The organism is Allobosea sp. 47.2.35 (assembly GCF_024655635.1).
Lineage (GTDB): Bacteria > Pseudomonadota > Alphaproteobacteria > Rhizobiales > Beijerinckiaceae > Allobosea.
In genome coordinates this window covers 13,165-36,568 of sequence record NZ_JANLGI010000002.1, presented here as the reverse complement: position 1 = coordinate 36,568, position 23,404 = coordinate 13,165, and the positions used below count along the sequence as shown (strand labels likewise).

General features: G+C 66.8%; 21 protein-coding genes. 12 read left to right on the top strand and 9 right to left on the bottom strand.

The window, feature by feature from the left end; genetic code table 11:
* The first annotated feature begins 60 nt into the window (after positions 1 to 60).
* Positions 61 to 1,185: a zinc-dependent alcohol dehydrogenase family protein gene (locus NUV79_RS02820; RefSeq protein WP_257731572.1), complete on the top strand. Its 1,125-nt coding sequence runs from the start codon at positions 61 to 63 to the stop codon at positions 1,183 to 1,185.
* On the opposite strand, the gene NUV79_RS02815 is transcribed toward NUV79_RS02820, so the two are convergent.
* Complete coding sequence (locus NUV79_RS02815; protein WP_257731571.1) at positions 1,175 to 2,374, bottom strand: MFS transporter; 1,200 nt, start codon at positions 2,372 to 2,374, stop codon at positions 1,175 to 1,177. The two genes, NUV79_RS02820 and NUV79_RS02815, sit on opposite strands and share 11 nt — an antisense overlap.
* Positions 2,375 to 2,422: 48 nt before the next feature.
* Here NUV79_RS02815 and NUV79_RS02810 point away from each other — a divergent pair, with 48 nt between their 5' ends.
* The 3 genes from NUV79_RS02810 (at position 2,423) to NUV79_RS02800 (ending at position 5,124) form a co-directional block, all read left to right on the top strand.
* A complete protein-coding gene (locus NUV79_RS02810) occupies positions 2,423 to 2,950 on the top strand; it encodes an Lrp/AsnC family transcriptional regulator (protein ID WP_257731570.1) in 528 nt (175 codons plus the stop codon).
* A 177-nt stretch (positions 2,951 to 3,127) separates the two neighbouring features.
* The gene (locus tag NUV79_RS02805) at positions 3,128 to 4,273 is read left to right on the top strand and encodes a CaiB/BaiF CoA transferase family protein (RefSeq protein WP_257731569.1); all 1,146 of its coding nucleotides are present in this window, start codon (positions 3,128 to 3,130) and stop codon (positions 4,271 to 4,273) included.
* On the top strand, positions 4,270 to 5,124 hold the full coding sequence (locus NUV79_RS02800) for an HTD2 family dehydratase (RefSeq protein WP_257731568.1): 855 nt from the start codon (positions 4,270 to 4,272) through the stop codon (positions 5,122 to 5,124). The genes NUV79_RS02805 and NUV79_RS02800 overlap by 4 nt, the downstream gene beginning before the upstream one ends.
* Before the next feature lie 7 nt (positions 5,125 to 5,131).
* On the opposite strand, the gene NUV79_RS02795 is transcribed toward NUV79_RS02800, so the two are convergent.
* Positions 5,132 to 5,758 (bottom strand): glutathione S-transferase family protein, encoded by a 627-nt coding sequence (locus NUV79_RS02795; RefSeq protein WP_257731567.1) that lies wholly within the window; start codon positions 5,756 to 5,758, stop codon positions 5,132 to 5,134.
* Between the two features lie 114 nt (positions 5,759 to 5,872).
* Between NUV79_RS02795 and NUV79_RS02790 the strand changes: the two genes are divergently transcribed.
* The 4 genes from NUV79_RS02790 (at position 5,873) to NUV79_RS02775 (ending at position 11,893) form a co-directional block, all read left to right on the top strand.
* A complete protein-coding gene (locus NUV79_RS02790) occupies positions 5,873 to 7,828 on the top strand; it encodes a bifunctional 2',3'-cyclic-nucleotide 2'-phosphodiesterase/3'-nucleotidase (protein ID WP_257731566.1) in 1,956 nt (651 codons plus the stop codon).
* A 128-nt stretch (positions 7,829 to 7,956) separates the two neighbouring features.
* The gene (locus NUV79_RS02785) at positions 7,957 to 9,900 is read left to right on the top strand and encodes a putative bifunctional diguanylate cyclase/phosphodiesterase (protein ID WP_257731565.1); all 1,944 of its coding nucleotides are present in this window, start codon (positions 7,957 to 7,959) and stop codon (positions 9,898 to 9,900) included.
* Positions 9,901 to 9,950: 50 nt separating this feature from the next.
* Positions 9,951 to 10,991 carry an aspartate carbamoyltransferase gene (locus tag NUV79_RS02780; RefSeq protein WP_257731564.1) on the top strand — a complete coding sequence of 347 codons (1,041 nt, stop codon included), beginning with the start codon at positions 9,951 to 9,953 and terminating at the stop codon, positions 10,989 to 10,991.
* On the top strand, positions 10,988 to 11,893 hold the full coding sequence (locus NUV79_RS02775) for a hypothetical protein (protein ID WP_257731563.1): 906 nt from the start codon (positions 10,988 to 10,990) through the stop codon (positions 11,891 to 11,893). Before NUV79_RS02780 ends, NUV79_RS02775 begins: the two co-directional genes overlap by 4 nt.
* A 9-nt stretch (positions 11,894 to 11,902) precedes the next feature.
* Here the strand turns inward: NUV79_RS02775 and NUV79_RS02770 are convergent, their stop codons facing one another.
* The 4 genes from NUV79_RS02770 to NUV79_RS02755 form a co-directional block, all read right to left on the bottom strand.
* Positions 11,903 to 12,637, bottom strand: coding sequence for an SIMPL domain-containing protein (locus NUV79_RS02770; RefSeq protein ID WP_257731562.1), 735 nt, complete (start codon positions 12,635 to 12,637; stop codon positions 11,903 to 11,905).
* A gap of 102 nt (positions 12,638 to 12,739) precedes the next feature.
* Positions 12,740 to 14,416 carry an acyl-CoA dehydrogenase family protein gene (locus NUV79_RS02765; RefSeq protein ID WP_257731561.1) on the bottom strand — a complete coding sequence of 559 codons (1,677 nt, stop codon included), beginning with the start codon at positions 14,414 to 14,416 and terminating at the stop codon, positions 12,740 to 12,742.
* Positions 14,417 to 14,495: 79 nt separating this feature from the next.
* On the bottom strand, positions 14,496 to 15,377 hold the full coding sequence (locus tag NUV79_RS02760) for a DMT family transporter (RefSeq protein WP_257731560.1): 882 nt from the start codon (positions 15,375 to 15,377) through the stop codon (positions 14,496 to 14,498).
* 99 nt (positions 15,378 to 15,476) lie between these two features.
* Positions 15,477 to 16,136 carry a glutathione S-transferase family protein gene (locus NUV79_RS02755; protein ID WP_257731559.1) on the bottom strand — a complete coding sequence of 220 codons (660 nt, stop codon included), beginning with the start codon at positions 16,134 to 16,136 and terminating at the stop codon, positions 15,477 to 15,479.
* Positions 16,137 to 16,345: 209 nt separating this feature from the next.
* Here NUV79_RS02755 and NUV79_RS02750 point away from each other — a divergent pair, with 209 nt between their 5' ends.
* Positions 16,346 to 17,893, top strand: a complete 1,548-nt coding sequence (locus NUV79_RS02750) for a methyl-accepting chemotaxis protein (protein ID WP_257731558.1) — start codon at positions 16,346 to 16,348, stop codon at positions 17,891 to 17,893.
* A 15-nt stretch (positions 17,894 to 17,908) separates the two neighbouring features.
* On the opposite strand, the gene ccrA is transcribed toward NUV79_RS02750, so the two are convergent.
* Complete coding sequence (gene ccrA, locus NUV79_RS02745; RefSeq protein WP_257731557.1) at positions 17,909 to 19,180, bottom strand: crotonyl-CoA carboxylase/reductase; 1,272 nt, start codon at positions 19,178 to 19,180, stop codon at positions 17,909 to 17,911.
* A gap of 201 nt (positions 19,181 to 19,381) precedes the next feature.
* On the opposite strand from ccrA, the gene NUV79_RS02740 reads away from it, so the two are divergent.
* On the top strand, positions 19,382 to 19,684 hold the full coding sequence (locus tag NUV79_RS02740) for a hypothetical protein (RefSeq protein WP_257731556.1): 303 nt from the start codon (positions 19,382 to 19,384) through the stop codon (positions 19,682 to 19,684).
* A gap of 3 nt (positions 19,685 to 19,687) precedes the next feature.
* On the opposite strand, the gene NUV79_RS02735 is transcribed toward NUV79_RS02740, so the two are convergent.
* Positions 19,688 to 20,620: a PLP-dependent cysteine synthase family protein gene (locus NUV79_RS02735; protein WP_257731555.1), complete on the bottom strand. Its 933-nt coding sequence runs from the start codon at positions 20,618 to 20,620 to the stop codon at positions 19,688 to 19,690.
* Positions 20,621 to 20,724: 104 nt separating this feature from the next.
* On the opposite strand from NUV79_RS02735, the gene NUV79_RS02730 reads away from it, so the two are divergent.
* Positions 20,725 to 21,144 (top strand): MarR family winged helix-turn-helix transcriptional regulator, encoded by a 420-nt coding sequence (locus NUV79_RS02730; RefSeq protein ID WP_257731554.1) that lies wholly within the window; start codon positions 20,725 to 20,727, stop codon positions 21,142 to 21,144.
* Positions 21,145 to 21,147: 3 nt separating this feature from the next.
* On the opposite strand, the gene ubiG is transcribed toward NUV79_RS02730, so the two are convergent.
* On the bottom strand, positions 21,148 to 21,909 hold the full coding sequence (ubiG, locus tag NUV79_RS02725; RefSeq protein WP_257731553.1) for a bifunctional 2-polyprenyl-6-hydroxyphenol methylase/3-demethylubiquinol 3-O-methyltransferase UbiG: 762 nt from the start codon (positions 21,907 to 21,909) through the stop codon (positions 21,148 to 21,150).
* 134 nt (positions 21,910 to 22,043) lie between these two features.
* Here ubiG and NUV79_RS02720 point away from each other — a divergent pair, with 134 nt between their 5' ends.
* Complete coding sequence (locus tag NUV79_RS02720; protein WP_257731552.1) at positions 22,044 to 23,282, top strand: aspartate kinase; 1,239 nt, start codon at positions 22,044 to 22,046, stop codon at positions 23,280 to 23,282.
* The last annotated feature ends 122 nt before the right edge of the window (positions 23,283 to 23,404 follow it).

The following is a 23,404-nucleotide window of genomic DNA, read 5'->3' as shown; positions in this document are numbered from 1 at the left end:
TTTGACAGCGGCGCCCTCTCCTGTCGGGATGGCACCGGATACCGAGATCGGAGCCCAGCCATGAAGATTCGCGCCGCCGTCCTGAACGCCAGCCCGGTTGCGGCGCCCTATGCGCAGAGCCGGCCGCTGCGGATCGAGGAGCTCGATCTCGCTCCGCCCGGCCGCGACGAGGTCCTGGTGAGGGTTCGCGCCGCGGGCCTCTGCCATTCCGACCTCTCGGTGATCGACGGCAACCGTATTCGCCCGGTGCCGATGGTGCTCGGCCATGAGGCGGCCGGCGAGGTGGTGGAGACCGGCGAAGGCGTCGACGATCTCAAGCCCGGCGACCGGGTGGTGATGGTGTTCGTGCCGTCCTGCGGACATTGCATGCCTTGCGCCGAGGGACGCCCTGCCCTCTGCGAACCCGGCAATGCCGCCAACGGACGCGGCGAGATGCTCGGCGGCGGACGGCGGCTCTCGATCGCTGGCCAGCCGGTGCATCACCATATCGGCGTCTCCGCCTTTGCCGAGCATGCGGTGATCTCGCGCCGCTCGCTGGTCAGGATCGAGGCGGATATCCCGCACGAGATCGCGGCCCTGTTCGGCTGCGCCGTGCTGACTGGCGTCGGCGCCGCCGTGAACACGGCGCGGATCAAGGCCGGCGAGACGGTCGCGGTGGTTGGGCTCGGCGGCGTCGGGCTCTCGGCGCTGCTCGGCGCCATCGCCTGCGGCGCCTCGCGCGTCATCGCCGTCGATCTCGCGCAGGACAAGCTCGAACTCGCATTGGCGCTCGGCGCGACCGACGCCTTCAAGGCCGATACGCCGGATGCGATCGAGGCGATCCGGCAAGCGACCAAGGGCGGCGTCGATCACGGGCTAGAGATGGCCGGCTCGGTGAAAGCGCTCGACCTCGCCTACCAGATCACGCGGCGCGGCGGCACGACGACGACGGCCGGGCTCGCCAATCCCGCCCATACGCTCTCGCTTTCGCCGGTCCGATTGGTCGCGGAGGAGCGGACGCTGAAGGGGTCCTATGTGGGCTCTTGCGTGCCCTCGCGCGACATCCCGCGCTTCATCGAGCTCTACCAGCGCGGCCGGCTGGCGGTCGACAAGCTCTGGACCAGCTCGGGCAGCCTCGACGAGATCAACGAGGGCTTCGACGCGCTGCACGAAGGCCGCACGATCCGCCACATCGTCAGGATGTGACGCGCGGCGCGCTCCTCGGGCGGGCAAGGCTCGCCGAGAGCGCGGCCAGCAGCATCAATCCGGCCGCCGCGATCGGCAAGATGGCGAATTCGGTCGCCGTATAGAGCGCGCCGAACGAGGCCGTGCCGGCGAAGAGCGCGAGATAGGTCACGCCGCTGTTGAGGCCCATCACAGCGCCACGACGAGCGGGATCGAGCGCGCCGAGGCGCATGATCAGCACGTTCAGCCCGAAATGATTGGCGAGGCCCCAGAGGAATACCGCCGCCAAAGTCAGGACATAGCTGCCGCTGGCGGCGCCCATGCCGAGATAGACGCAGGCGACGGCGAGAAACATCACCGGCAGGAAGCGCCCGGCATCGAAGCGGTCGATCAGGCCATCCAGGAAAGCGGCGGCGCCGAAGCCGAGGCCATAGGTCAACGCGAGCAGTCCGTTGGCGCTGAGCGGGAGGCCGAGCGTGCGATGCAGGTGGTCGCCTATATAGGCGTAAACGCCGTAGAAGGATGCCATGAAGCCGGCGCAGGCGGTCAGCAGCGGCACGACACCGGGCACCCGCAACGCAGCCAATGGCGAGGAGGTCGTGGCTGCGGCCGGCGCAACCCGCAGCTTCATCGCTTGCGCGACCAGAAGCGCGAGCGCGCTGGCAGCGGCGGCGAAGCCATAGACGAAGCGCCAGCCGACGCTGTCGGCCAGCACCGCCGAGAGCGAGACGCCCGCGACCATGCTCAGCGTCCAGCCTGAGAGCACGATGCCGATCGTGTCGCTCTCGCGCCTGGCAGGCGCGACCGCGGCAGCGAGCGTGTAGATGGAGGGCAGCGCCACGCCCGCTGCAAGACCGGCGACGAACTGGGCGCCCACCAGCATCGGCAGGATGGGTGCTGCGGCGCTCGCCACCAAAGCCAGGGCGAAGAGCGCCAGCGCCGCGCGCAGCGTCACACCCGCGCCAAAGCGATCTATGAGGCGGCCGAGCAGGATCGCCGCCAGCGCCGTGCCGATGCCGAAGGCGCCGGAGGCTGTCATCACGGCCGGCGTGCCGCGGCCGAAGCTCTCGGCAACTTGCGGCGCGATCGGCCCGAGCACGAGGGAGTTCGAGCCGATGACGCCGATGCAGAGGCACAGCGCATAGGCTGCGGCCGGAATGCGGACGGCCGGCATGGCCGAGACAGAAGAATGTTGATTCATGTTCGGCATGAGCAAAGAATGGCCGAACATCATTCAGGTTCAATCGGATTCACGGCGATGGATCAAAAAACAGATGGCGTTCGGCGCGAACGCGTGGCGGAACGCTCGCTCGATGCGATGGACCGAAAGCTGTTAGGCGTTCTGGTCGAGGATGCGACGGAGAGTTACGCCCGGATCGGCGAGAAGGTCGGGCTGTCGCCGCCGGCCGCGCATGAGCGGATCAAGCGGCTCAAGCAATCCGGCGCGATCCGGCAGGTCGCGGCGCTGATCGAGCCGGTGGCCACCGGCAAGACCCTGCTCGCCTTCGTGCATGTCGACACCACCGGCTGGGGCAAGACGCCGGCGCTGATGGCGGTGAAGGAGCATCCCGAGGTCGAGGAGATCCACTCCGTCGCGGGCGATACCTGCATGCTCCTGAAGGTCCGGACCACCGACACCCATGCGCTCGAAGGCCTGCTTGGGCGGCTCTACGACACGCCCGGCGTCAAGGCGACGCGCAGCTATGTCGTGCTCTCGACCTATCTGGAGCGGCCGGTGCAGCCCGGCATCACCGCGAGCTGGCCAAAGCCGGCGGCGGCCGGATAGACCGGCTGCATTTGATCCGTCCTGTCAAAGGCATAGCGCCCGCTCATCACATCTTGATTCAAGCGGCTTTCGCGACACCGGAATCGCACACCAGCTTCATCACGGGCGCATGACGGCTGCGATTTGACTCGGCCGCTTGGGGGCGCTCTTCCTCTCCCGACTGCCGAGGGAATGCCGATGTCGAATGCGCTGGAAGGTCTCGTCGTGGTCGCGCTGGAGCAGGCGGTGGCCGCGCCGGTCGCGAGCTGCAAGCTCGCCGATGCCGGCGCGCGCGTGATCAAGCTGGAGCGCCCGGAAGGCGATTTCGCGCGCGGCTATGACGGCTTCGCCAAGGGACAGTCCTCCTATTTCGTCTGGATCAACCGGGGCAAGGAATCCTGCCGGGTCGACCTGCGCCAGCCTGACGACCTCGCGCTGGTCGAGGCGATGATCGCGTCGGCCGATGTCTTCATCCAGAACCTCGCGCCCGGCGCCAGTGAGCGGCTCGGGCTCGGCAGCGCGACGCTCCGGCAACGCCATCCCCGCCTGATCACCTGCGACATCTCCGGCTATGCGCCGGGCACGCCGCATGAGCGGCGCAAGGCCTATGACCTGCTGATCCAGGCGGAATCGGGCCTCTCCGCCATCACCGGCACCGCCAATTCCGGCCCCTCGCGCATCGGCGTCTCGATCGCCGATATCGCCACCGGACAGGCCGCCTATGCCGCGATCCTCGAAGCCCTGCTGAAGCGGGCGCGCACCGGCGAAGGCTCGGCGATCGCGCTCTCGCTGTTCGACACGCTCGCCGAGCTGATGAACGTGCCCTATCTGACGCGTCGCTATGGCGGCATCGAGCCGGCGCGGGTCGGGCTCGCCCATCCCTCGATCGCGCCTTATGGCGTGTTCTCGCTCCTCGACGGCGAGGTGCTGGTCTCGATCCAGAGCGAGCGGGAATGGCAGGTCTTCGCCCGCGACGTGCTGGAAAGCCCCGAATTGGCCGATGATCCGCGCTTCGCCTCCAATGTGCTGCGGGTGAAGGAACGCGCCGTGCTTGATGGCGAGGTGCAGGCGCGGCTCGGCCGGCGGCGCTTCGTAGATGTCACTGCGGCGCTCGATCGCCACGCGATCGCCTATGGGACCGTCTCCACGGTCGGCGGATTGATCGACCATCCGGCCGCGACCGCCCTGCCCGTCCCGACGCCGAACGGTCCGGTCGAGGTGCTGGCGCCCTCAGTGGTGGTTGATGGCAAGCGCGTCGCGATGCGGCCGGTGCCTGCGCTCGGCCAGCATGACGCGGCGCTGCGCGCCGAATTCACCCGCCAGACCGAGGGAAGCCGCGCATGAGCATCGACATTACCCGGCTCGCGAGCTGGATCGGCAAGACCGAGGAAGCTGAGGACATCATCACGCCGCGCCTGGTGCAGAGCTTCACGGCCACGTTCGGCCGCCATCTCGCGCCTCACGGGGTGGGAGAGGCGCCGCTGGCGCTGCATTGGTGCCTGGCGCCGCCGATCTCGGATATCGCGGCTAGCGGCCCTGACGGCCATGCCGCCAAGGGCGAGTTCCTGCCGCCAGTGCCGCTGCCGCGGCGGATGTGGGCCGGCGGGCGGATCGAGACGCTGGCGCCGCTGCGCGAAGGCGACCGCGTCACCCGGCGTTCCCGCATCGGCGATATCGCCTACAAGGAGGGGCGTAGCGGCCCGCTCTGCTTCGTTGCCGTCCATCATGAGTATGCGACCGAGCGCGGCGTCGCGCTGCGCGAGCGGCACGACATCGTCTATCGCGAGGCGGCGCAACCCGGCACCTCTCCAGCCGGAGCGTCAGGTCCGGCTGCCGAGGGCGAGCTCGCCGATCTCGTCTGGGAGGTCGAGGGCAGCCCGCTGCTGCTCTTCCGCTACTCGGCGCTAACCTTCAACGGCCACCGCATCCACTACGATTTCCCCTATGCGACGGGAACCGAAGGCTATGCCGGCCTCGTCGTGCACGGGCCGATCCAAGCGACGCTGATCGCCAACATCATCGCGACATTGACGGAAGGCGCGCCGATCCGGCTCGACTATCGCGGTTTGAGCCCGCTCATCGCCGGCGACGTCTTCCGCGTGAAGGCGAAGCGGCAGGCCGATGGCAGCGTCAGGGGCTGGACCGAGGGTGTCGACGGGCGGGTCCGCATGGAAGGCTTTCACCAACCGGCGTGACGGCGCCTCAAGCCGGCGCGACGAAGGGCTGGGATATCTCTACGAAGACCGGCAGCGCCTCCAGTCCTGCGGCATGAGCGGCAAGGGCCGGCATTGCAGCTACATCGACCAGTCCCGGATGCGCCTCGGCGATGAAGCGCAGGGCCACCGCTGCCGCGATGTCGGCATGGCCCGGCGTCTCGCCGAACCAATAGGGCGTGGTGCGGGCGGCGCGATCGCGTTCGAGCGCGGCCAACGCCGAGAGGATCTGGCTGCTGCAGCGCTCCGACCAGACTGCCGAGACCTGCTCGTGCAGGCGCAATTCGTAGAACAGGCTGACCGCCTTCTCGGCCGCTCCCATCGCGAGCGCCACGACGGAGAGGGTCTGGCGCCGCAGCGGACCGCTGCGTGGGCAGAGCGCGCGTTCCGGCCCGACGAGATCGTCGAGCGCATCGATCATGTCGGCGCTGTCGAACAGCACCTCGCCGTCGCCAAGCACCAGTGTCGGCACCCGCATCAGCGGATTGAAGGCGCGCACCTTCTCGCCATCAGAGAAAACGGACCAGGGGCGATGCTCGAACGGCAGGCCGTAGAGCGCGAGCGTGATGCCGACGCGGCGCACGAAGGGCGAGTCATACTGACCGATCAGGATCATCGGTTTTCTCCGTTCACCATCTTCCGAACAGGCGGCGAGCCCGGCATATTCCCGGTGTCACGGCCGCGCCGCAATGCTAACGTCCTGTCCCGGCAAGGATAGTGGGAGCCGGGCATGGCAAGGGATCATCGTCTCAACCGTCGCGAGACGCTCAAGGCCGGAGCCGCGATCGCCGCCTCTGCCGCGCTGCCGGGAACGGCCGCCGCGCAAGCCCCGGCAAAGCTCAAGCTGCGCGTGCTCGAAACCACCGACCTTCACGTCAACGTCGTGCCCTATGACTATTTCCGCGACGGCGGCGACGACACGGTCGGCCTCGCCAAGACCGCGAGCCTGATCAAGGCGGCGCAGGCCGACGCGAAGAACAGCCTGCTCTTCGACAATGGCGATTTCCTGCAGGGCTCCTCGCTCGGCGACTACATCGCCTACAAGAAGGGACTGAAGGCCGGCGACACCCATCCGATGCTCGCCGCGATGAACGCCCTGCCTTATCTTTGCGGCACGCTCGGCAACCATGAATTCAACTACGGGTTGGAGTTCCTCGACCACGGCCTCGCCAAGGCGGAGTTCCCGATGGTCTGCGCCAATGTCGAGCGGGTCGGCGGTGGGCCGCTGGTCGATGCCTGGCGCCTGTTCGAGCAGAGCTTCGAGGACGAGGCCGGCAACCGGCATGTGCTGCAGATCGGCGTGATCGGCTTCGTGCCGCCGCAGATCATGCAATGGGACAAGGGCAATCTCGAGGGCAAGATCGTCGCGACCGACATCGTCGACGCCGCGGAGAAGCACATGCCGGACCTGCGCGACGCCCAGCCCGACCTCGTCATCGCGCTCTGCCATTCCGGCATCGCGGGCGGCCAGCGACGTGGCATGGAGGAGAACGCGGCGCTTCATCTCTCGAAGGTCGAGGGTATCGACGTCATCCTGACCGGCCACCAGCACCTGGTCTTTCCCGGCGGCAAGTCCTTCGACGGCATTGCCGGCGTCGACAACGTCAAGGGCTCGCTCAATGGCAAGCCTGCCTGCCAGCCCGGCTTCTGGGGCTCGCATCTCGGCATCGTCGACCTCGAATTGGAAAAGCGCGGCGAGCGCTGGACGATCGCCGATTTCAAGGTCGAGGCGAAGCCGATCTACGAGCGCACGCCCGATCGCAAGATCGTGCCGAAAGCTACCGCCGAACCGACGGTCCTGGCCGCGGTCAAGGCCGACCACGAAGCGACGCTGGCCTATATGCGCGAACCGGTCGGCAGCACGGCCGCGCCGATCAATTCCTATTTCGCGCTGGTGGCGGACGATCCTTCCATCCAGATCGTGGCCGAGGCGCAGATCGCCTATGTCAAGCCGCTGATGGCGCAGACGCGCTGGAAGAACCTGCCGATCCTCTCGGCGGCAGCGCCGTTCAAGTCCGGCGGCCGCTCCGGCCCGTCCTTCTACACCGACATTCCCGCCGGGCCGCTGGCGCTGAAGAACATCGCCGACATCTATCTCTACCCCAATACGGTGCAGATCGTGAAAGTCAGCGGGCACGACGTAAGGGAATGGCTGGAACGCGCCGCCGGCATCTTCAACCGCATCGACCCCGCCAAGAGCGGTGAGCAGCCGTTGATCAACCTGGCCTTCCCCGCCTTCAATTTCGACGTGATCGACGGCGTGACCTACCGGATCGACGTCACGCAACCCTCGCGCTACGACAATGACGGCAAGCTCGTCGCAGCCGAAGCACGCCGCATTCTCGACCTCGCCTTCGCCGGCGAGCCGATCGACGACAAGGCGGAATTCCTCATCGTTACAAACAATTACCGTGCGTCCGGCGGCGGCAATTTCCCGGGCACGAAGACGACGGTGGTGCTGGAAGCGCCCGACCTGAACCGTGATGTGATCGTGCGCCATATCCTCGGCCAGAAGACGATCGACCCGAAAGCCGACGGCAACTGGTCGCTCGCGCCGTTGCCGGCTGGCGTCCATGCGACCTTCCTCACCTCGCCGGCAGCGGCAGGCAAACTGCCCGCAGGCCTCAAGGCAGAGCCGGCCGGCGATGGCCCTGAAGGTTTCGCCAAGTACCGGCTGCGCGGCTGACTGCGCAGCATCAGGCGTGAATCATAATTTGTCGGCGAAACCTCCGACGCGACATACAGTTCTTTAATAGATTTTTAGCGAGAATAGAGGGTACGCCGCGTAAATCAGACATAACGACGGGACGGCTGATGATCGTCGACGTTCACGAGAACGATACCTCGATGAAATCCGAGCTTGTGGCCGCGCTCTATGCCACGCCCGGAACGATCTTCATCGGCACCGTCACGGTTGCCGCGGTGCTGGCCGCGAGCGCGCTCCTGACGGGCGACGACGTGGTTTTTTACGCGATGGCTGCGATCATGATCGCGATCGGCGTGTTCCGCTATCTGTCGCATCGCTACTACAAAGGCATCCACCTCGCTTCCGCCAGCGAGAGCCAGATCGGCACGCTGGAAAATCTCGCCATGGCCGGCGCCTGGTCGACCGCCGCACTGATCTCGGCCTTCGGCAGCTATGCCATCCTGCGCTACACCTACGAGCCCGTCGCCGCGCTCGCGATCGCTCAGACCATCGGGTATCTCGCCGGGATTTCCGGACGCAACAGCTCGCGGCCGGTGATCACCCGCGTGCAAGTGCTGGCAGCGGCGATGCCGTTCACATTCGCCCTGCTCTGGACGGGGGATCCGGCCTATCTGGTGATCGGCCTTTCGGTCGCGCTGACCACCGTCCTGACCTTCTCCAGCGCGCAGGTGATCCACCAGATCTTCCTTGCCCGGCTGCGTACGATGCGCGAGCTGGAGCACCTGGCCGTCAACGACACGATCACCAGCCTCTACAATCGCCGCGGCTTCATGCGTGAAATCCGGCAGATGGCGGCGTCCGGCCGGGCGGTGACGCTGATCTCGATCGATATCGACCGCTTCAAGAGCATCAATGACAGCCTCGGCCACGATATCGGCGACGCCCTGCTGCAAGGCTTCAGCGAGACGCTGATCGCCGAGCTCGGCGTCGGCGACATCGCGGCGCGCACCGGCGGCGACGAGTTCATGGTCGCGACCTCGCGCGATGCCGAGGGTGCGAGCGCGCTTGCGGCCCGCCTCGTCATGATGCTCGCCGGCCAGCGCGTCATCGGCGGGCGCCACATCACCGCAACCGCCAGCATGGGCATCGCGCCCGCCGGCTGCGCCGCCTCGATCGACGAGGCCCTGAAATGCGTCGACATCGCCCTCTACCGGGCCAAGCTCGACGGGAGGAACCGCTTCGTCATGTATACCGACGCGATCCGCAACGAGCACGAGGACGGCGTGGCGCTCGAAACCGAGCTGCGCGACGCCATCCGCCGCGGCGAGTTCGAGCTGCATTTCCAGCCGATCTACAACCCGCGCTCCGGCACCGCGACCATGGCGGAGGCGCTGCTGCGCTGGCGGCACCCGCGTCGCGGCATGGTAAGCCCCGAGATCTTCATTCCGCTGGCCGAGCGGACCGGGCTCATCACCGTGCTGGGCTCCTGGGTGCTCGGCGAGGCGATCCGCTCGGCGCTGTCCTGGCCGCGCAGCGTCGGCGTCAGCGTCAATGTCTCGGCCCGCCAGTTCGACCATGGCCACGATATCGTCGGCGTCGTCGAGGCCCTGCTCAGGATGAGTGGCATCGAGCCCCAGCGCCTGACGATCGAGATCACCGAGAGCTCGCTGATCGACGATCCCGACCATGTCGTCTCCCGCCTCGTGGCGCTGCGCGCGCTCGGCGTGCGGATCGCACTCGACGATTTCGGCACGGGCTATTCCTCGCTCAGCTATCTCGCGCATCTGCCGATCGACACGATCAAGATCGACCAGGCCTTCACCCAGGAGATCGGCACCTCGCGCAAGGCGGATTCGCTGATGAACGCGATCGCCCAGCTCGCGCATGACCTGAAGCTGCGCCTGATCGTCGAGGGCGTGGAGACGCAGGAGCAGCTCACCGTCATCGAAAAGCACGCCGTCCACGGCATTCAGGGCTATATCTTCGCCCGGCCGATGACAGCGGCGGATTTGCTGCCCATGATCGGCAACCGTGTTCCCACGGGGCGGATGGGGTCGGCGCGCTCGCGCTCCGGCTCGCGCAAGCCGGGTCGCTTCAGTCAGGTTGCCTGATACGCCCCGGACGCAGACGACCGCGCGAGCCGGAGGCCTAGAGGCTGCTGATGCAACGCCCGAACTATCCAAGCGGGAAGGATCTGCTGAGCGCCGATGCCGTGTCGCGATTCGACCTCGACGACATCATCGAACGCGCCGAGCGGCATCTGCGCGAGGAGGAACTGGAAAAGGCCGGCCTACCCCTGCCCGAGCAGCCGCCGGCACCGCGCCGCCGCCCGAAGGTGATCGCCACCCTGTTCGACCAGCGCAGCACGCGCACCCGCCTCGGCTTCCAGACGGCCGCCGCGCGACTCGGCCACCAATCGATCGACGCCTATGACACCGATCGCAGCCGGATGGGCACGGCCACCGGCGAGTCGATCGAGGACCATATTCATACGGTGGAGCTCTACAGCGACCTGCTGATCGTACGCTCGCACCTGGAGGACATGCCCTACCGCGTCGGGCGCCTGAGCTACCTGCCGGTGATCAATGCCGGCAACGGCGCCGACGAACATCCGACACAGGCTCTGGTCGACATCTTCGCCATCCGACAGATGCGCGGCCCGCTCGAGACTTTGAGCATCGCGCTGTCGAGCGATTCGCGGGCGCGCTTCGCGATCTCCTTCGTGAAGATGCTGCGCCTCTCCCCGCCGAGGCGCTTCACGCTGTGCTGCCTGCCGGATGTGCCGATCAACCCCGCGATGCGCGAGGCGATGACCGTGCTTGCCGATCTCGGCACTCAGGTCGGCCTCGTGCACGACATCCGCCACACCCTCGACCACGATGTCCTCAGCATCCAGATGCAGGACATGAGCAAATTCGCCCACGCTTCGCTCGGTAACGAAGCCGTGGACAAGGAAAAAGAGAGCGAACCCTTCACCCTGACTGCCCGCAAGGTCCTAGACGCCCGTTCAGACACGTTGATCCTCAACCCGCTTCCGCGCTTCTCGGAGCTCGACACCTCATGCGACAGCCTCCCGAACGCAGGCTATTTCCGCCAGGTCCAGCTGTCCGTGCCGATGCGAATGGCCATCCTGGAACGCATGCTGCTGGGAATTCCCTGGACGGGACAGGCCGAGGGTTTCCGGCCTTCCTCGGGTGGATGAGCGCCTATCTGGCGTCCTATCTCGCGATCGCCGTCTCAATCCGCCTGCTCTCCGGCTATCTCACGGTCATCGAGATCGGGCTCCTGCGCTCGGTCGGCAGTCTCGCCATCGCCGGGGCCGCGGTCTGGGCGGGTGAGCCCGAACAGCGCCGCAACGTCCTGCCCCCCAAATTGCGCGAAGATGTCGCCCGCAGCGTCCTGCATCTCCTCGGCTCGCTCGCCCTGATCTGGAGCCTGGCGCATCTGCCGCTCGCGCTGGTGACCACGATCGAGTTCTCGGGCCCGCTCTTCGCGGCCGTGCTGCTCTTCCTGGCCCTGCGCCGACGCCCAGGCACCGTTGCGACGGTCGGGCTCGCCGTTCTGGCGACCGGGATCGGGCTCCTGGTGTTCCAACTGAATGCCGTGCCCAACCGCGACCTTGCGATCGCGATCGGCGCCGTCGCGGTGCTGACCACCACCAACCTGATGCTGGCGCGGCTCGCGGCGCAACGCAGCACGCTCTCGATCGTACTGCTGATGCACGCGATCCAGCTACCGCTCTATCTGCTGCTCTGGCTCTTCGTGCCGGAACAGTGGTCGCCGCCGTCGCAGCCCTATCGGCTGGCCTTCGCGCTGCCCGAACTCGCGGTGATCGGCGGCGCGGTGCTCGCGCTCATCGTCGGTGGCTTCGTCTCGCAGGCGGCGCTCGCCAATGCCTCACGCCACGCTTCGCCACTACAGCTCTGCAGCGCCGACACGCTGCGCGTGCCGCTGATCACGCTGGCGGCCTATCTGCTGCTGGCGGAATTGCCGCCGGCAGAGCTGTGGCTGCCGGGGCTCTGGGTGCTTTGCGGCGTCGTCATCACCAGCCTGCCGGTTTCGGTGGCTGCGAAGCTGCGCCCGGAACGAGCCGGGCGCGCCTAGAAACCGGTATCAGGGCGTGATCTCGAAGATCACGTTGACCTGCGTCCTGTAGGTGTTCTCGCCGCTCGCCAGCGGCACGGCCGCATCGCTGGCGGCCATGCGCACGGCGCCGCCATAGGGCATCGGGCGCGCCATAACCGACTGTTCCTCAATCGACAGGATCTTGCCGAGCTTGACGTCCGCCGCTTCGGCCAGGGTCTTCGCGCGCGCCACCGCATCGGCAACCGCGCGCTTGCGCGCCTCGGTCAGCGTCGGCTTCATGTCGTCCTTGACGAAGGCGATGCCGCCGCCCTGGTTGACGCCGAGCCCGACCGCCTTGTCGAGGATGCCTCCGGCGTCAGCGAGGTTGCGGACCCGGACGGTCAGCGCATTGCTGACACTGTAGCCCGCGATCTTCGGCTCGCCGGCGCGGTCCTTGCCCGGCTGGGCATAGCGCGGCTGGATGCTGAGGCCCGAGGTCTGGAGATCGCGCTCGGCGACGCCGGCTTCCTTGAGCGCGGCCAGCACCTGCTTCATCGCCTCATTATTGGCGGTGAGCGCGGCGCGCGCCGTCTCGGCTTCGCGCAGGACGGTGAGGTTCAGGATCGCCATGTCCGGCGCGACATTCACCTCGCCCTCCCCGGTCACGCTGATGCGCGGGCTGGGCTGCGACGGGCTTTGCTGGGCTGCAGCGGGGGCGGACAGCAAGGCAGCCGCGCCGACGAGCACGGTTCCGGCCAGAGCAAAGGCAAGGCGATTCGACATGATGTCTCCTGTTGACCCGACCTCCATCGGCCGGCGTCGCATCCGAGCCGGGACATCTTGTCGAAATTATCACGACACCGCGCGACAGGCCGCCGCGCCTGGCTATTCCTCGACCAATCGCCGCGCGATGACCTGTGCCTGGATCTCGGCCGCGCCCTCGAAGATGTTGAGGATGCGGGCGTCGCAGAGCACGCGGCTGACCGGATATTCCAGCGCGAAGCCGTTGCCGCCATGGATCTGCAGGGCGTTGTCGGCCGCGGCCCAGGCGACGCGGGCGCCGAGCAGCTTGGCCATGCCGGCTTCGAGGTCGCAGCGCCGGTCGGCATCCTTCTCCCGGGCGGCGAAATAGGTGAGCTGGCGGGCGATCAGGATCTCGGCCGCCATCATCGCGAGCTTGTCGGCGACGCGCGGGAAGGCGATCAGCTTCTTGCCGAACTGGATGCGCTCCTGCGCATAACGCAGCCCGAGATCGAAGGCCGATTGCGCGACACCAATGGCGCGCGCCGCCGTCTGGATGCGCGCCGCCTCGAAGGTCTGCATGAGCTGCTTGAAGCCCTGGCCGGGCACGCCGCCGAGCAGGTTCTCACCCTTCACCTCGAAGCCGTCGAAGGCGAGCTCGTATTCCTTCATGCCGCGATAGCCGAGAACCTCGATCTCGCCGCCGGTGAGGCCCTCGACCGGAAACGGATCGGCATCGCTGCCGCGCGGCTTCTCGGCGATCAGCATCGAGAGGCCCTTGTAGCCGGGCTCGGACGGGTCAGTGCGCACCAGCAGCGTCATGATGTCGGCGCGGACGGGATGGGTGATCCAGGTCTTGTTGCCATGGACCTTCCAGACATCGCCTTCCTTCACCGCCTTGGTCCGCAGAGAGGCGAGATCGGAGCCGGTATTGGGCTCGGTGAAGACGGCGGTCGGCAGGACCTCGCCCGAGGCGATCTTCGGCAGCCAATGCTCCTTCTGCGCGTCGGTGCCGCCGCAAAGGATCAGCTCGGCCGCGATCTCCGAACGGGTGCCGAGCGAGCCGACGCCGATATAGCCGCGCGACAGCTCTTCCGAGACGACGCACATCGAGACCTTCGATAGGCCCATGCCGCCGAATTCCTCGGGGATGGTCAGGCCGAAGACGCCGAGTTCGGCCATCTTCTCGACCACCGGCATCGGGATGTATTCGTTCTCCAGGTGCCATTCATGCGCATGCGGCGTCACTTCGGCGGCGCAGAAGCGGCGCATCTCCGAGCGGATCGCTTCAAGAGTCTCGTCGAGGCCGGTATCGCCGATGCTGGCCGCGCCCTGGTCCTGGCTGAAGAGCGCGACGAAGCGGGCGCGGTTCTCCGGCGTGTTGCCTTCGGCGATGAGGGCATCGACGGCGTCCGAGCAGGCCGCGGCGACCGCCTTCTGCGACAGGCCAAGCGCCGGCAGGCGGAGGATCTCGCCCTGGCTCATCGGAATGCCGCCGAATATCTGGGCGGCGTATTCGCCGGCGCCGATGCGCAGCGCATAGTCCTCGATGGCGCCGTAGCGGTCCTCGGCGCGCAGGCGCTCGCCATAGGCGGCCAGCTCGCGCAGCGCTGTGACATAGGTCGCCAGCCAGGACAGGCCATGGGCGGCGTGCTGCTCGGCCTCAAGCCGCGCCGACGAGATGCGGCCATCGACGAGAACCTTCTGCCGCACTGCGGCAACGGCTTCCTGGAACAGCGTCTCCAGACCGGGGAGCGCTGCCGAAATCAGTTCAACCGCATCCGCACGATGCTCAGCCTTTGCGGCCGTATTGGCGTTCATGGTCTTCGACCCTCCCTTTGTTGCGACGCAGCATAAAGGGAGATCGCGGCAAACCGAAACCCTCCTTTTGGGGAGGCGCCTATTTGCGACTGGCGAGCACGACGCCGAGGATCGTCACCGCCATGCCGCCGATCTGAAGCGGGGTCAGCGTCTCCCCGAAGAGCAGCCAGGCCTCGACCGCGACCGCTGCCGGCACGAGATAGAGGAAGGTCGCGATGCGCGAGACCTCGCCGCGCCGGAGCATGAAGAAGTACAGCCCGATGCCGCCGAGCGAGAGCACGACCGCCGACCAGCCCAGCACCAGCCACATGGTCAGGTTCCACTCGATCCGCATCGGCTCCAGGGCATAGGCGAATGGCAGGAGGACGAGGCAGGCGGCGATGTACTGGATCGCGGTGACCGTTCGCAGGTCGCCGGTGGAAACATGGGCCTTCTGGTAGAAGGAGCCGAAGGTCACCGAGAACATGCCGATCACGTTGATCAGGATCGGCCCGAGCACGCCCCAGAGCGCGGCGGGCGCGACCCCGGCCAGTTGCGGCTGCAGCACCAGCGCGATGCCGACGAAGCCGCAGACGATGCCGAGCCAGCGGATCGGCGAAATGCGCTCCCCCAGCAGCGCGGGCGCAAAAAGGGCCGTCAACACCGGCTGCAGGCCGGCGATGAGGCCGGAAATGCCGGCGGGCAGGCCATGGCGCACCGCCCACCAGACGCCGCCAAGATAGATGCCATGCAGCAGGATGCCGGAGATCGCGGCATTGCGCAGCGCGCGCCAGCCCTGCGGCCAGGGTGCGCCGGTCGCCAGCGCCAGCAGCGAGACAATGAGCGCGGCGCTGGCGAAGCGCACGATCAGGAAGGTCAAGGCATCGGCATAGCGGGCCGAATAGCCGGCCACGATCCAGCCCGTGGACCAGAGGAAGGTGAAGACCAGCGGTATCGCGCGCAGGATGAAAGGCGAAGACATCAGAACCTGAAACCGCCGGACCTGATCGTCTCTAGCCCCGATCCTCAGCGCCTGACAGCGCAGGAACGCGCCCTACCCATGCTTCCGCCGAGGATGAGCTCAGTCGCGATCGGGGGCGCCCGGCGGAAACAGTTTGCGAAAGGGCCTCGCCTCCTCGACGGCGCGCGCGAAGGAGGGCCGCGCCAACAGGCGAGACCGGAAGGCGCGCAGGTTGCCGAATGCCTCGTCGATCTCGTGGACCCAGTCGGCATAGAACAGCGAGGGCGCCGCCGCGCAATCGGCCAGGCTGAAATCGTCGCCACAGGCCCAGTGCCGACCGGCGAGCGCGCCATCCAACCAACGGTAGGCGTCGTCGAGCTGCTCGCGCGCCCTGGCGACGCCAAAGGGATCGCGGTCGTCGACTGGTCGGAGATGGTCGAACACGATCGCCTGCATCGGCGTCATCACGTAATTGTCGAAGACGCGATCCATCAGCCGCACGTCGAGCGCCTGCTCCGCATCGGCCGGCACCAGCCGGGCGGTCCCAGGGTGAAACAGGTCGAGATGCTCGATGATCACGCTGGATTCGAAGATCGGTGCACCACCATCGACGAGCACCGGCATCTTTTTCAGCGGCCAGAGCCTGACCCATTCGGCGCCGGCCTCCGGGTCTTCCGGGCCGAGCTGGCGATAGGTGAAGGGCGTCGCGTTCTCGTAGAGCGCCACCAGCACTTTTTGACAATACGACGAGAACGGATGGGCGTAGAGCGTGAGCGACACGGGTTCTCTCCTTCGTGCGGCTGAGCGGAGCCCTGCATAGAACAACTGATTGCACTTTGCAATCAGTTTTTGGCAATCCACAGGATCACTCCGACGCATGTATTCGCCGCGCCGCAATCGTTAACGAAATCCGAAACGCCCCCTTCCGCATCGTCAACCAATCCTCAATGCGGCCGGCGCAATGTCGCCTGCGACCAACGTTTGTGACGATGCCCAGCGATTCTTCCCCTCTTCCTGCCGAAGGCGCCGAACTGCTCGACAGCGAGCATGAAGGCTTCGCCACCTTCGCGCGCAATGCGCTGGCTTCGGCGATCCTGAACTTTGCCGCCGTGATCGCCGTCGCGGCCATGCTATGGCGCCCCGACCGGGTGCCGGTCCTGATCGGTTGGGCACTCGTCACGCTGGCTTACTCGCTGTCGATGGGGCTCGATATCGCCGCCTGGCGCAGCCGCCTGCATGAGCGCTCGCCCTGGCCGATGCGGATCGTGCATCTTCGGGCGCCTGTTCTCGGGCTGATCTGGGGCGCGCTGCCCTGGATCGCTGGCCCGACCACCGATCCCCGCGAGAACATCGCGATTGGCCTCGTCATCACCGGCATGATCGCCAGCGGCATGACCCGCTTCGTCGTCGTGCCGCGCGCGGCGCTGATCTACGGCCTCACGCTGGGCGTGACCTGCACCCTCGCCTTCGCCCAGCATTCCCTCGAGACCGCGGCGACGGCAGCGATCCTGCTCGCGCTTTATCTGGTGTTCATGACCCGTCACGTCACCGCCTATGGCGCGACGCTCGCGGATGCCGTGCGCGGCCGCAATGCCGCGATCGAAAGCAGCCGGGAACGCACTCGGCTCCAGCACGACGCCCTGACGGAACGTGACGAGACGAGCCGGCGGCATCAGGAGTTGATGGAAGTCGTCGCGGACTTTCGCCGGTCGATGGCGGGCTTCCAAGATGTGGTGAGACGCGAGACCCGTGGCATCGCAGCCAGCACGGCTTCGCTCTCCGGAGCAGCGGAAACAACAGCTGGCCAGGCAGGCGCCGCCCGCAGCGCCGCCGCAAGCGCCACGGGCGAGATCGACGCCATCGCAGCCAGCACCGGCCAGCTCAACGACGCGATCGCCCTGATCGGCGAGCGGACCTATCGCGCCGGCGCCGTGATCAGCGAGACCGTCTCGATCAGCGCGACGGCGATGACCGACATCGCCCAGCTCTCGGCCGTGATGCAGGGCATTACCGGCATCGTCGAGATGATCCAGGCGATCGCCGGCCGGACGAACCTGCTCGCCCTGAACGCGACGATCGAAGCGGCGCGTGCCGGCGATGCGGGGCGCGGCTTCTCCGTCGTCGCCGCCGAGGTCAAGGGCCTGGCCGCGCAGACAGCCGAAGCCAGCAACGAAATCATCGCGCGGATCGGCGCGATCGGCGCCTCGGCCGGGAATGTCACGCGCTCGATCGAGGCGATCCGGCAGGCCGTCCTCGATGTCCACGACGTCACGCATGCCATCGTCTCGGCCGTCGAGGAGCAGCGGGCTTCCACCGCTGCGATGGCGAGCAATATCGACTCCGCCGCCGATCATAGCCGCCAGGCGACCGAGCGCGTCGAAGAGGCCTACAACGCCGTGGGCGAGACCAAGACAGAGATCGGGAAGGCCCGGCAGGCCGCCGAGGTGATGGCCGAGGTGGCCGGATCGCTCGCCACCTCGGTCGACGACTTCCTGCGCCGCATGGAAGCGGCGAATGCCGGCGGGCGCGCCGCCTGAGCGGCCCGAACCGCCTTAGCCCGTCAAAGCCTCGGCGACGTCCTCATAGGTCCTGAGACCGGTGCGCGGGGCATAGACCAGCACCGACATGTTGCCCGGCGCATGCTCGTTCTTCCACATCTTGTGATGGGCGAGCGGGATCTTGTCCCAGGGGAAGACCTCGGACATGCAGGGATCGATGCGGCGGTCGATCACGAACTGGTTCGCCGCGCTCGCCTGCTTGAGATGGGCGAAATGCGAGCCCTGGACGCGCTTCTGCCGCATCCAGACATAGCGGGCGTCGAAGGTGATGTTGAAGCCCGAGGTGCCGGCGCAGAACACCACCATGCCGCCGCGCTTGGCAACGAGGCAGGAGACAGGGAAGGTCGCCTCGCCAGGATGCTCGAAGACGATGTCGACGTCCTTCTTGCCGGTGATGTCCCAAATCGCCTTGCCGAACTTGCGGGCCTCCTTGGTCCACTCGGCATATTCGGGCGAGTTGACCGTGGGCATCTGGCCCCAGCAGTTGAAGTCCTTGCGGTTGATCACGCCTTTAGCGCCGAGGCCAAGGACATAGTCGCGCTTGGTCTCGTCGGAGATCACGCCGATGGCGTTGGCGCCGGAGGCCGCGCAGAGCTGCACGCCGAAGACGCCGAGGCCACCAGAAGCGCCCCAGACAAGAACGTTGTCACCGGGCTTGATCGTGTGCGGGGCGTGGCCGAACAGCATGCGATAGGCGGTGGCCAGCGTCAGCGTGTAGCAGGCGGCCTCTTCCCAGGCGAGGTGCTTGGGCTTGTGCATGAGCTGTCGCGACTGCACCCGGCAGAACTGGGCGAAGGAGCCGTCGGGCGTCTCGTAGCCCCAGATGCGCTGGGTCGACGAGAACATCGGGTCGCCGCCATTGCACTCCTCGTCGTCGCCGTCGTCCTGGTTGCAATGGACGATGACCTCGTCGCCGACCTTCCAGCGCTTCACCTTGGAGCCAACGGCCCAGACGATGCCCGAGGCATCGGAGCCGGCGACGTGGAACGGCGCCTTGTGGACGTCGAAAGGCGAGATCGGCTGGCCGAGGCCCGCCCAGATACCGTTGTAGTTGACACCGCCTGCCATCACGAGGAGCAGCACCTCTTCCTCGCCGATCGACCATGTCGGCACGACCTCGACCTGGAAGCTCTCCTGCGGCGCGCCGTGACGCTCGCGCCGGATGGCCCAGGCGTACATCTTTTCCGGGACATGGCCGAGCGGCGGCAATTCGTCGAGCTCGTAGAGATCCTTGAGCGGCTTCACGGCGGCCTGCGACTTGGACATGGTCGTCTCCCCTGCTCTCTTCCGTCGTTGCCCGGCCCGGAGCTCATCATCGGACTGGGACGCCGATCATGCACCATATGTTGCGCTGCGCCATTAACCTAAGGAATCACACCGCAGCGCAAAACCCTTTCTTTCCGGCGCTTGCTCTTTCTTCATCGTTTGCCACGATGCTGACGGCCTGCGCGACGCCGAGGAGAACCGATGCGCGGTCTTCTGATGATGGTCGGCCTGCCCGACCTGCCCCTGCTGTCCGTCATGCTCGTCGTCACGATGATCGTGCTCGGCGCCATGATGTTCGGCTGGTTCGCAGACATGCTGCTCGACCAAAACGCATTCGGCGTGGCGTTCAACACCGGTATCCTGCTGGTTGGCGCTTTCGCAGGCGCCTGGCTGTGGCATCGCTACGGCATTCCGACACGGTTTCCGGCCGAGGCCGTGCGTGCCGTCGTCGCCGTGGGCTCAGGCCTGCTCCTGCTGATCACGCTGGCCGTCGTCCGGCCTTGAGCTTCAGCCATCAAGCTTCGCGCCGAAGCTGTTCAGATATTTCATCCCGGTATCGCACATCAGCGTGACGATGGTCGCACTGGAGCCGAGGCGTTCGGCCAGGCGCAAGGCGGCGACGACATTGCCGCCGGTCGAGGTTCCCGCGAACAGCCCCTCCTCCCGTGCCAGGCGCAGCGCCATCGCCGTTGCCTCGGCCGTCGAAACCGGCTCGATCGCATCGACGAGGTCAGCCCGCCAGAGCGGCACGACATAGCCGGCGCCGACGCCGTCGATCTTGTGCGCCCCTGTCGGGCCGCCCGACAATACGGCTGATTCGGCCGGCTCGACCGCCATCAAGGCGATCTTCGGATCACGCCGAAGCAACGCCTCGCCAGTCCCACGCAGGGATGCGGACGTGCCGACGCTCTGGACGAAGCCGCAGATGCGCCCGCCGGTCTGCTCCCAGATCTCGTCAGCCAGCCGGTCATAGGCGGCGAGCTGGTCCGTATTGCGCATCTGATCGGTCCAGAAAGCGCCCGTCTCGACCGCGATGGTGCGGGCGGCCTCGATCATGTCCTTGGTCAGCTTCTCGGTCATGCGGCCAGAGTCGCTCGGGATGATCGTCAGCTCGGCGCCGAGCAGCCGCATATGGGTCAGCTTCTCGCGGGCGAAGGCGTCGGAGGTGACGATATGCAGACGGTAACCCTTCACCGCGCAGACCTGCGCGAGCGAAACGCCGGTGCTGCCGCCGGTATATTCGACGACGCTGCCGCCCGGCTGCAAGCGGCCGTCACGCTCGGCCGCCTCGATCATCGCCAGAGCCATCCGGTCCTTCATGCTGCCGGTCGGGTTCTCGCTCTCGATCTTCAGGAGCACGCGTGCGCCGTTCGCCGGCACGATCCGGCGCAACTGCAGAAGCGTAGTGCCGCCGATGCGGCTGAGGATGTCGATGGGCATCACGGGTCCCCGAAAGGCAATTCGATGTATATGCAATTATTGTATCTACATGTAAATTCCGATTCGCCATGACGGAGACAAGCGGATTTCGTGGAGAATTGCGGATGCTGGTCGCCAGCTGCGCGGGCCTGAGCCTGCGTCAGGCTGCGCGTCGCGTGACGCTGCTTCACGATGAGGCGCTCAAGGACAGTGGGCTCAGCCTCGCCCAGGTCGGGCTGATGGCGCTGATCGCGACGAGCGCAGATGACCGCATGGCAGCACTGGCGGCGCGCGCCGGGCTCGATCCCTCGACGCTGTCACGCAACCTGAGAGGGCTGGAACGGGAGGGGCTGATCGAGATCGTGACGGTGGAAAAGGATCTGCGCCGGCGCGCGGTCTGGCTGACGGAAAGCGGGCTCAGGCGCCTTCAGGGCGCGCTACCGGCCTGGCGCGCGACTCAGGCCCGAATTGCGGAACTCTTCCCGGCCAACCTGATGGAGCGGATCGCTGCGGCCAGTGAAAAGCTCACCGTGCGGGCGGAGTGAACGTCAGGCCGCGCCGCTGCGGCTGGCCGAGAGCATGTAGTTCACATCCATGTCGCGGGATGCACTCCAGCGGCCGGTCAGCGGGTTGAAGACCACCCCCGTCTGCGTGCCGATCGTGAAGCCGTTGCCTTCGATGGCTCCCCCAAGCTCGGCCGGGGTCACGAACTTCTCCCAGTCATGCGTGCCCTTGGGCAGCCAGCGCAGGACATATTCGGCGCCGACGATCGCCAGCGCATAGGATTTCAGCGTGCGGTTGAGCGTCGCCATGACCAGGAGGCCATCCGGCTTCACCGCCGCGCAGCAGGCAGCGACGAAGGCCCCGACATCGGCGACATGCTCGACGACCTCCATGGCGAGCACGATATCGAAGCGCTTACCGGATTCGACGACCGCCTCGATCGTCTCCTCGCGATAGTCGATCGAAAGTCCGCTCTTCTCGGCATGAGCACGCGCGACCGCGATATTGGTCGGGGCCGGATCGAGGCCCGTGACCTCCGCGCCCAACCTTGAGAGGGGTTCAGACAGAACGCCCCCGCCGCAGCCGATATCGACCAGGCTCAGGCCATCAAGCGCCCGCATCGTCTTCGGATCGCGGCCGAAATGCGCGCAGGCCTCGTCGCGGACATAGGCCAGCCGGACCGGATTGAACTTGTGCAGGACGGCCATGGGGCCCTTCGGGTCCCACCAGTCGCGGGCGATCGCATCGAAGCGGGCGACCTCGGCCGGGTCGATCGTCGAGCCTGTGCGCTGGGCCGCAGCCGCCATGAACCGGTCCTTCGCTTATGCAATGCCGCATTGACACCGCGCCTGTCGCCCGTCATCTACACCCGCCCCGCCGCAAGTGCGAGGGCAAGTTTTCGACCCGGTCCCAAGCCGGGGCAGCTATCGAAAAGACCGTCATGGCCCGTCTGGTGATGAAATTCGGCGGCACTTCAGTCGCCACTGTCGAGCGGATCAAGAACGCGGCACGGCACGTCAAACGCGAGTTCGACGCCGGCCACGAGGTCGCGGTCGTGGTTTCCGCGATGTCGGGCAAGACCAATGAGCTCGTCGGCTGGTGCAAGGAAGCGGCGCCGATCTTTGACCAGGCCGAGTACGACACCGTCGTCGCCTCGGGCGAGCAGGTCACCTCCGGGCTGATGGCGATCGTCCTCCAGGAGATGGGCCTGCCGGCACGCTCCTGGCAGGGCTGGCAGATTCCGCTTTACGGCTCCGACGCGCATGGCTCAGCCCGGATCGAGAGCGTCGATGGCGCCGGCATCCTCGCGGGCTTCGACCGCAGCCGCGAGATCGCGGTCTGCTCGGGCTTCCAGGGCGTGAACCCGCGCACGCATCGCATCGTCACGCTTGGCCGCGGCGGCTCCGACACCAGCGCGGTCGCGCTCGCCGCGGGGCTCAAGGCCGATCGCTGCGACATCTACACCGATGTCGACGGCGTCTACACCACCGACCCGCGCGTGGTGCCGAAAGCCCGGCGCATGGACAAGGTCTCCTTCGAGGAAATGCTCGAAATGGCCTCGCTCGGCTCCAAGGTGCTGCAGGTGCGCTCGGTCGAGATCGCCATGACCCAGCGCGTGCCGACCTATGTGCGCTCCTCCTTCGACGACCCCGAAAACCCCAATCCTGGCACCCTCATCTGCGACGAGGACGACATCGTGGAACAGCAGATCGTCACCGGCATCGCCTTCTCCCGGGACGAAGCCCAGATCACCCTCCGCCGCGTGGCCGACAAGCCCGGCGTTGCCGCGGCGATCTTCGGCCCGCTCGCCGATGCCAATATCAATGTCGACATGATCATCCAGGTCGTCTCCGACGACCAGGCGACGACCGACATCACCTTCACCGTGCCGACCGCCGATTACGAGCGCGCCAGGACGCTGCTCGAGAGCAAGCACGACACGATCTCCTATCAAGAGATCCAGGGTGCGACCGACGTGGTGAAGATCTCGGCGATCGGCGTCGGCATGCGCTCGCATGCGGGCGTCGCGGCGCGCGCCTTCCGGGCGCTGGCCGAGAAGGGCATCAATATCCGCGCGATCACCACCTCCGAGATCAAGTTCTCGGTGCTGATCGACTCGGCCTATACCGAGCTTGCGGTGCGCACGCTGCACTCGCTCTATGGGCTGGACGCGGCCTGAGGCTACCGTGCATCCCAAGGGCGTCATGCTCGGACTTGACCCGAGCATCTCCTGACGCGAAGGCTCCAGAGCCCTACCTTCCAGAGTTTCTCGGGTCTTCGCTACGCTCCGCCCGAGAATGA

What these genes read in the sequence shown, in the direction of transcription:
- NUV79_RS02820 (WP_257731572.1), top strand. Translation starts at nt 61, where the DNA reads ATGAAGATTCGCGCCGCCGTCCTGAACGCCAGCCCGGTTGCGGCGCCC.
- NUV79_RS02815 (WP_257731571.1), bottom strand. Translation starts at nt 2,374, where the DNA reads ATGCCGAACATGAATCAACATTCTTCTGTCTCGGCCATGCCGGCCGTC.
- NUV79_RS02810 (WP_257731570.1), top strand. Translation starts at nt 2,423, where the DNA reads ATGGATCAAAAAACAGATGGCGTTCGGCGCGAACGCGTGGCGGAACGC.
- NUV79_RS02805 (WP_257731569.1), top strand. Translation starts at nt 3,128, where the DNA reads ATGTCGAATGCGCTGGAAGGTCTCGTCGTGGTCGCGCTGGAGCAGGCG.
- NUV79_RS02800 (WP_257731568.1), top strand. Translation starts at nt 4,270, where the DNA reads ATGAGCATCGACATTACCCGGCTCGCGAGCTGGATCGGCAAGACCGAG.
- NUV79_RS02795 (WP_257731567.1), bottom strand. Translation starts at nt 5,758, where the DNA reads ATGATCCTGATCGGTCAGTATGACTCGCCCTTCGTGCGCCGCGTCGGC.
- NUV79_RS02790 (WP_257731566.1), top strand. Translation starts at nt 5,873, where the DNA reads ATGGCAAGGGATCATCGTCTCAACCGTCGCGAGACGCTCAAGGCCGGA.
- NUV79_RS02785 (WP_257731565.1), top strand. Translation starts at nt 7,957, where the DNA reads ATGATCGTCGACGTTCACGAGAACGATACCTCGATGAAATCCGAGCTT.
- NUV79_RS02780 (WP_257731564.1), top strand. Translation starts at nt 9,951, where the DNA reads ATGCAACGCCCGAACTATCCAAGCGGGAAGGATCTGCTGAGCGCCGAT.
- NUV79_RS02775 (WP_257731563.1), top strand. Translation starts at nt 10,988, where the DNA reads ATGAGCGCCTATCTGGCGTCCTATCTCGCGATCGCCGTCTCAATCCGC.
- NUV79_RS02770 (WP_257731562.1), bottom strand. Translation starts at nt 12,637, where the DNA reads ATGTCGAATCGCCTTGCCTTTGCTCTGGCCGGAACCGTGCTCGTCGGC.
- NUV79_RS02765 (WP_257731561.1), bottom strand. Translation starts at nt 14,416, where the DNA reads ATGAACGCCAATACGGCCGCAAAGGCTGAGCATCGTGCGGATGCGGTT.
- NUV79_RS02760 (WP_257731560.1), bottom strand. Translation starts at nt 15,377, where the DNA reads ATGTCTTCGCCTTTCATCCTGCGCGCGATACCGCTGGTCTTCACCTTC.
- NUV79_RS02750 (WP_257731558.1), top strand. Translation starts at nt 16,346, where the DNA reads ATGCCCAGCGATTCTTCCCCTCTTCCTGCCGAAGGCGCCGAACTGCTC.
- ccrA (WP_257731557.1), bottom strand. Translation starts at nt 19,180, where the DNA reads ATGTCCAAGTCGCAGGCCGCCGTGAAGCCGCTCAAGGATCTCTACGAG.
- NUV79_RS02740 (WP_257731556.1), top strand. Translation starts at nt 19,382, where the DNA reads ATGCGCGGTCTTCTGATGATGGTCGGCCTGCCCGACCTGCCCCTGCTG.
- NUV79_RS02735 (WP_257731555.1), bottom strand. Translation starts at nt 20,620, where the DNA reads ATGCCCATCGACATCCTCAGCCGCATCGGCGGCACTACGCTTCTGCAG.
- NUV79_RS02730 (WP_257731554.1), top strand. Translation starts at nt 20,725, where the DNA reads ATGCTGGTCGCCAGCTGCGCGGGCCTGAGCCTGCGTCAGGCTGCGCGT.
- ubiG (WP_257731553.1), bottom strand. Translation starts at nt 21,909, where the DNA reads ATGGCGGCTGCGGCCCAGCGCACAGGCTCGACGATCGACCCGGCCGAG.
- NUV79_RS02720 (WP_257731552.1), top strand. Translation starts at nt 22,044, where the DNA reads ATGGCCCGTCTGGTGATGAAATTCGGCGGCACTTCAGTCGCCACTGTC.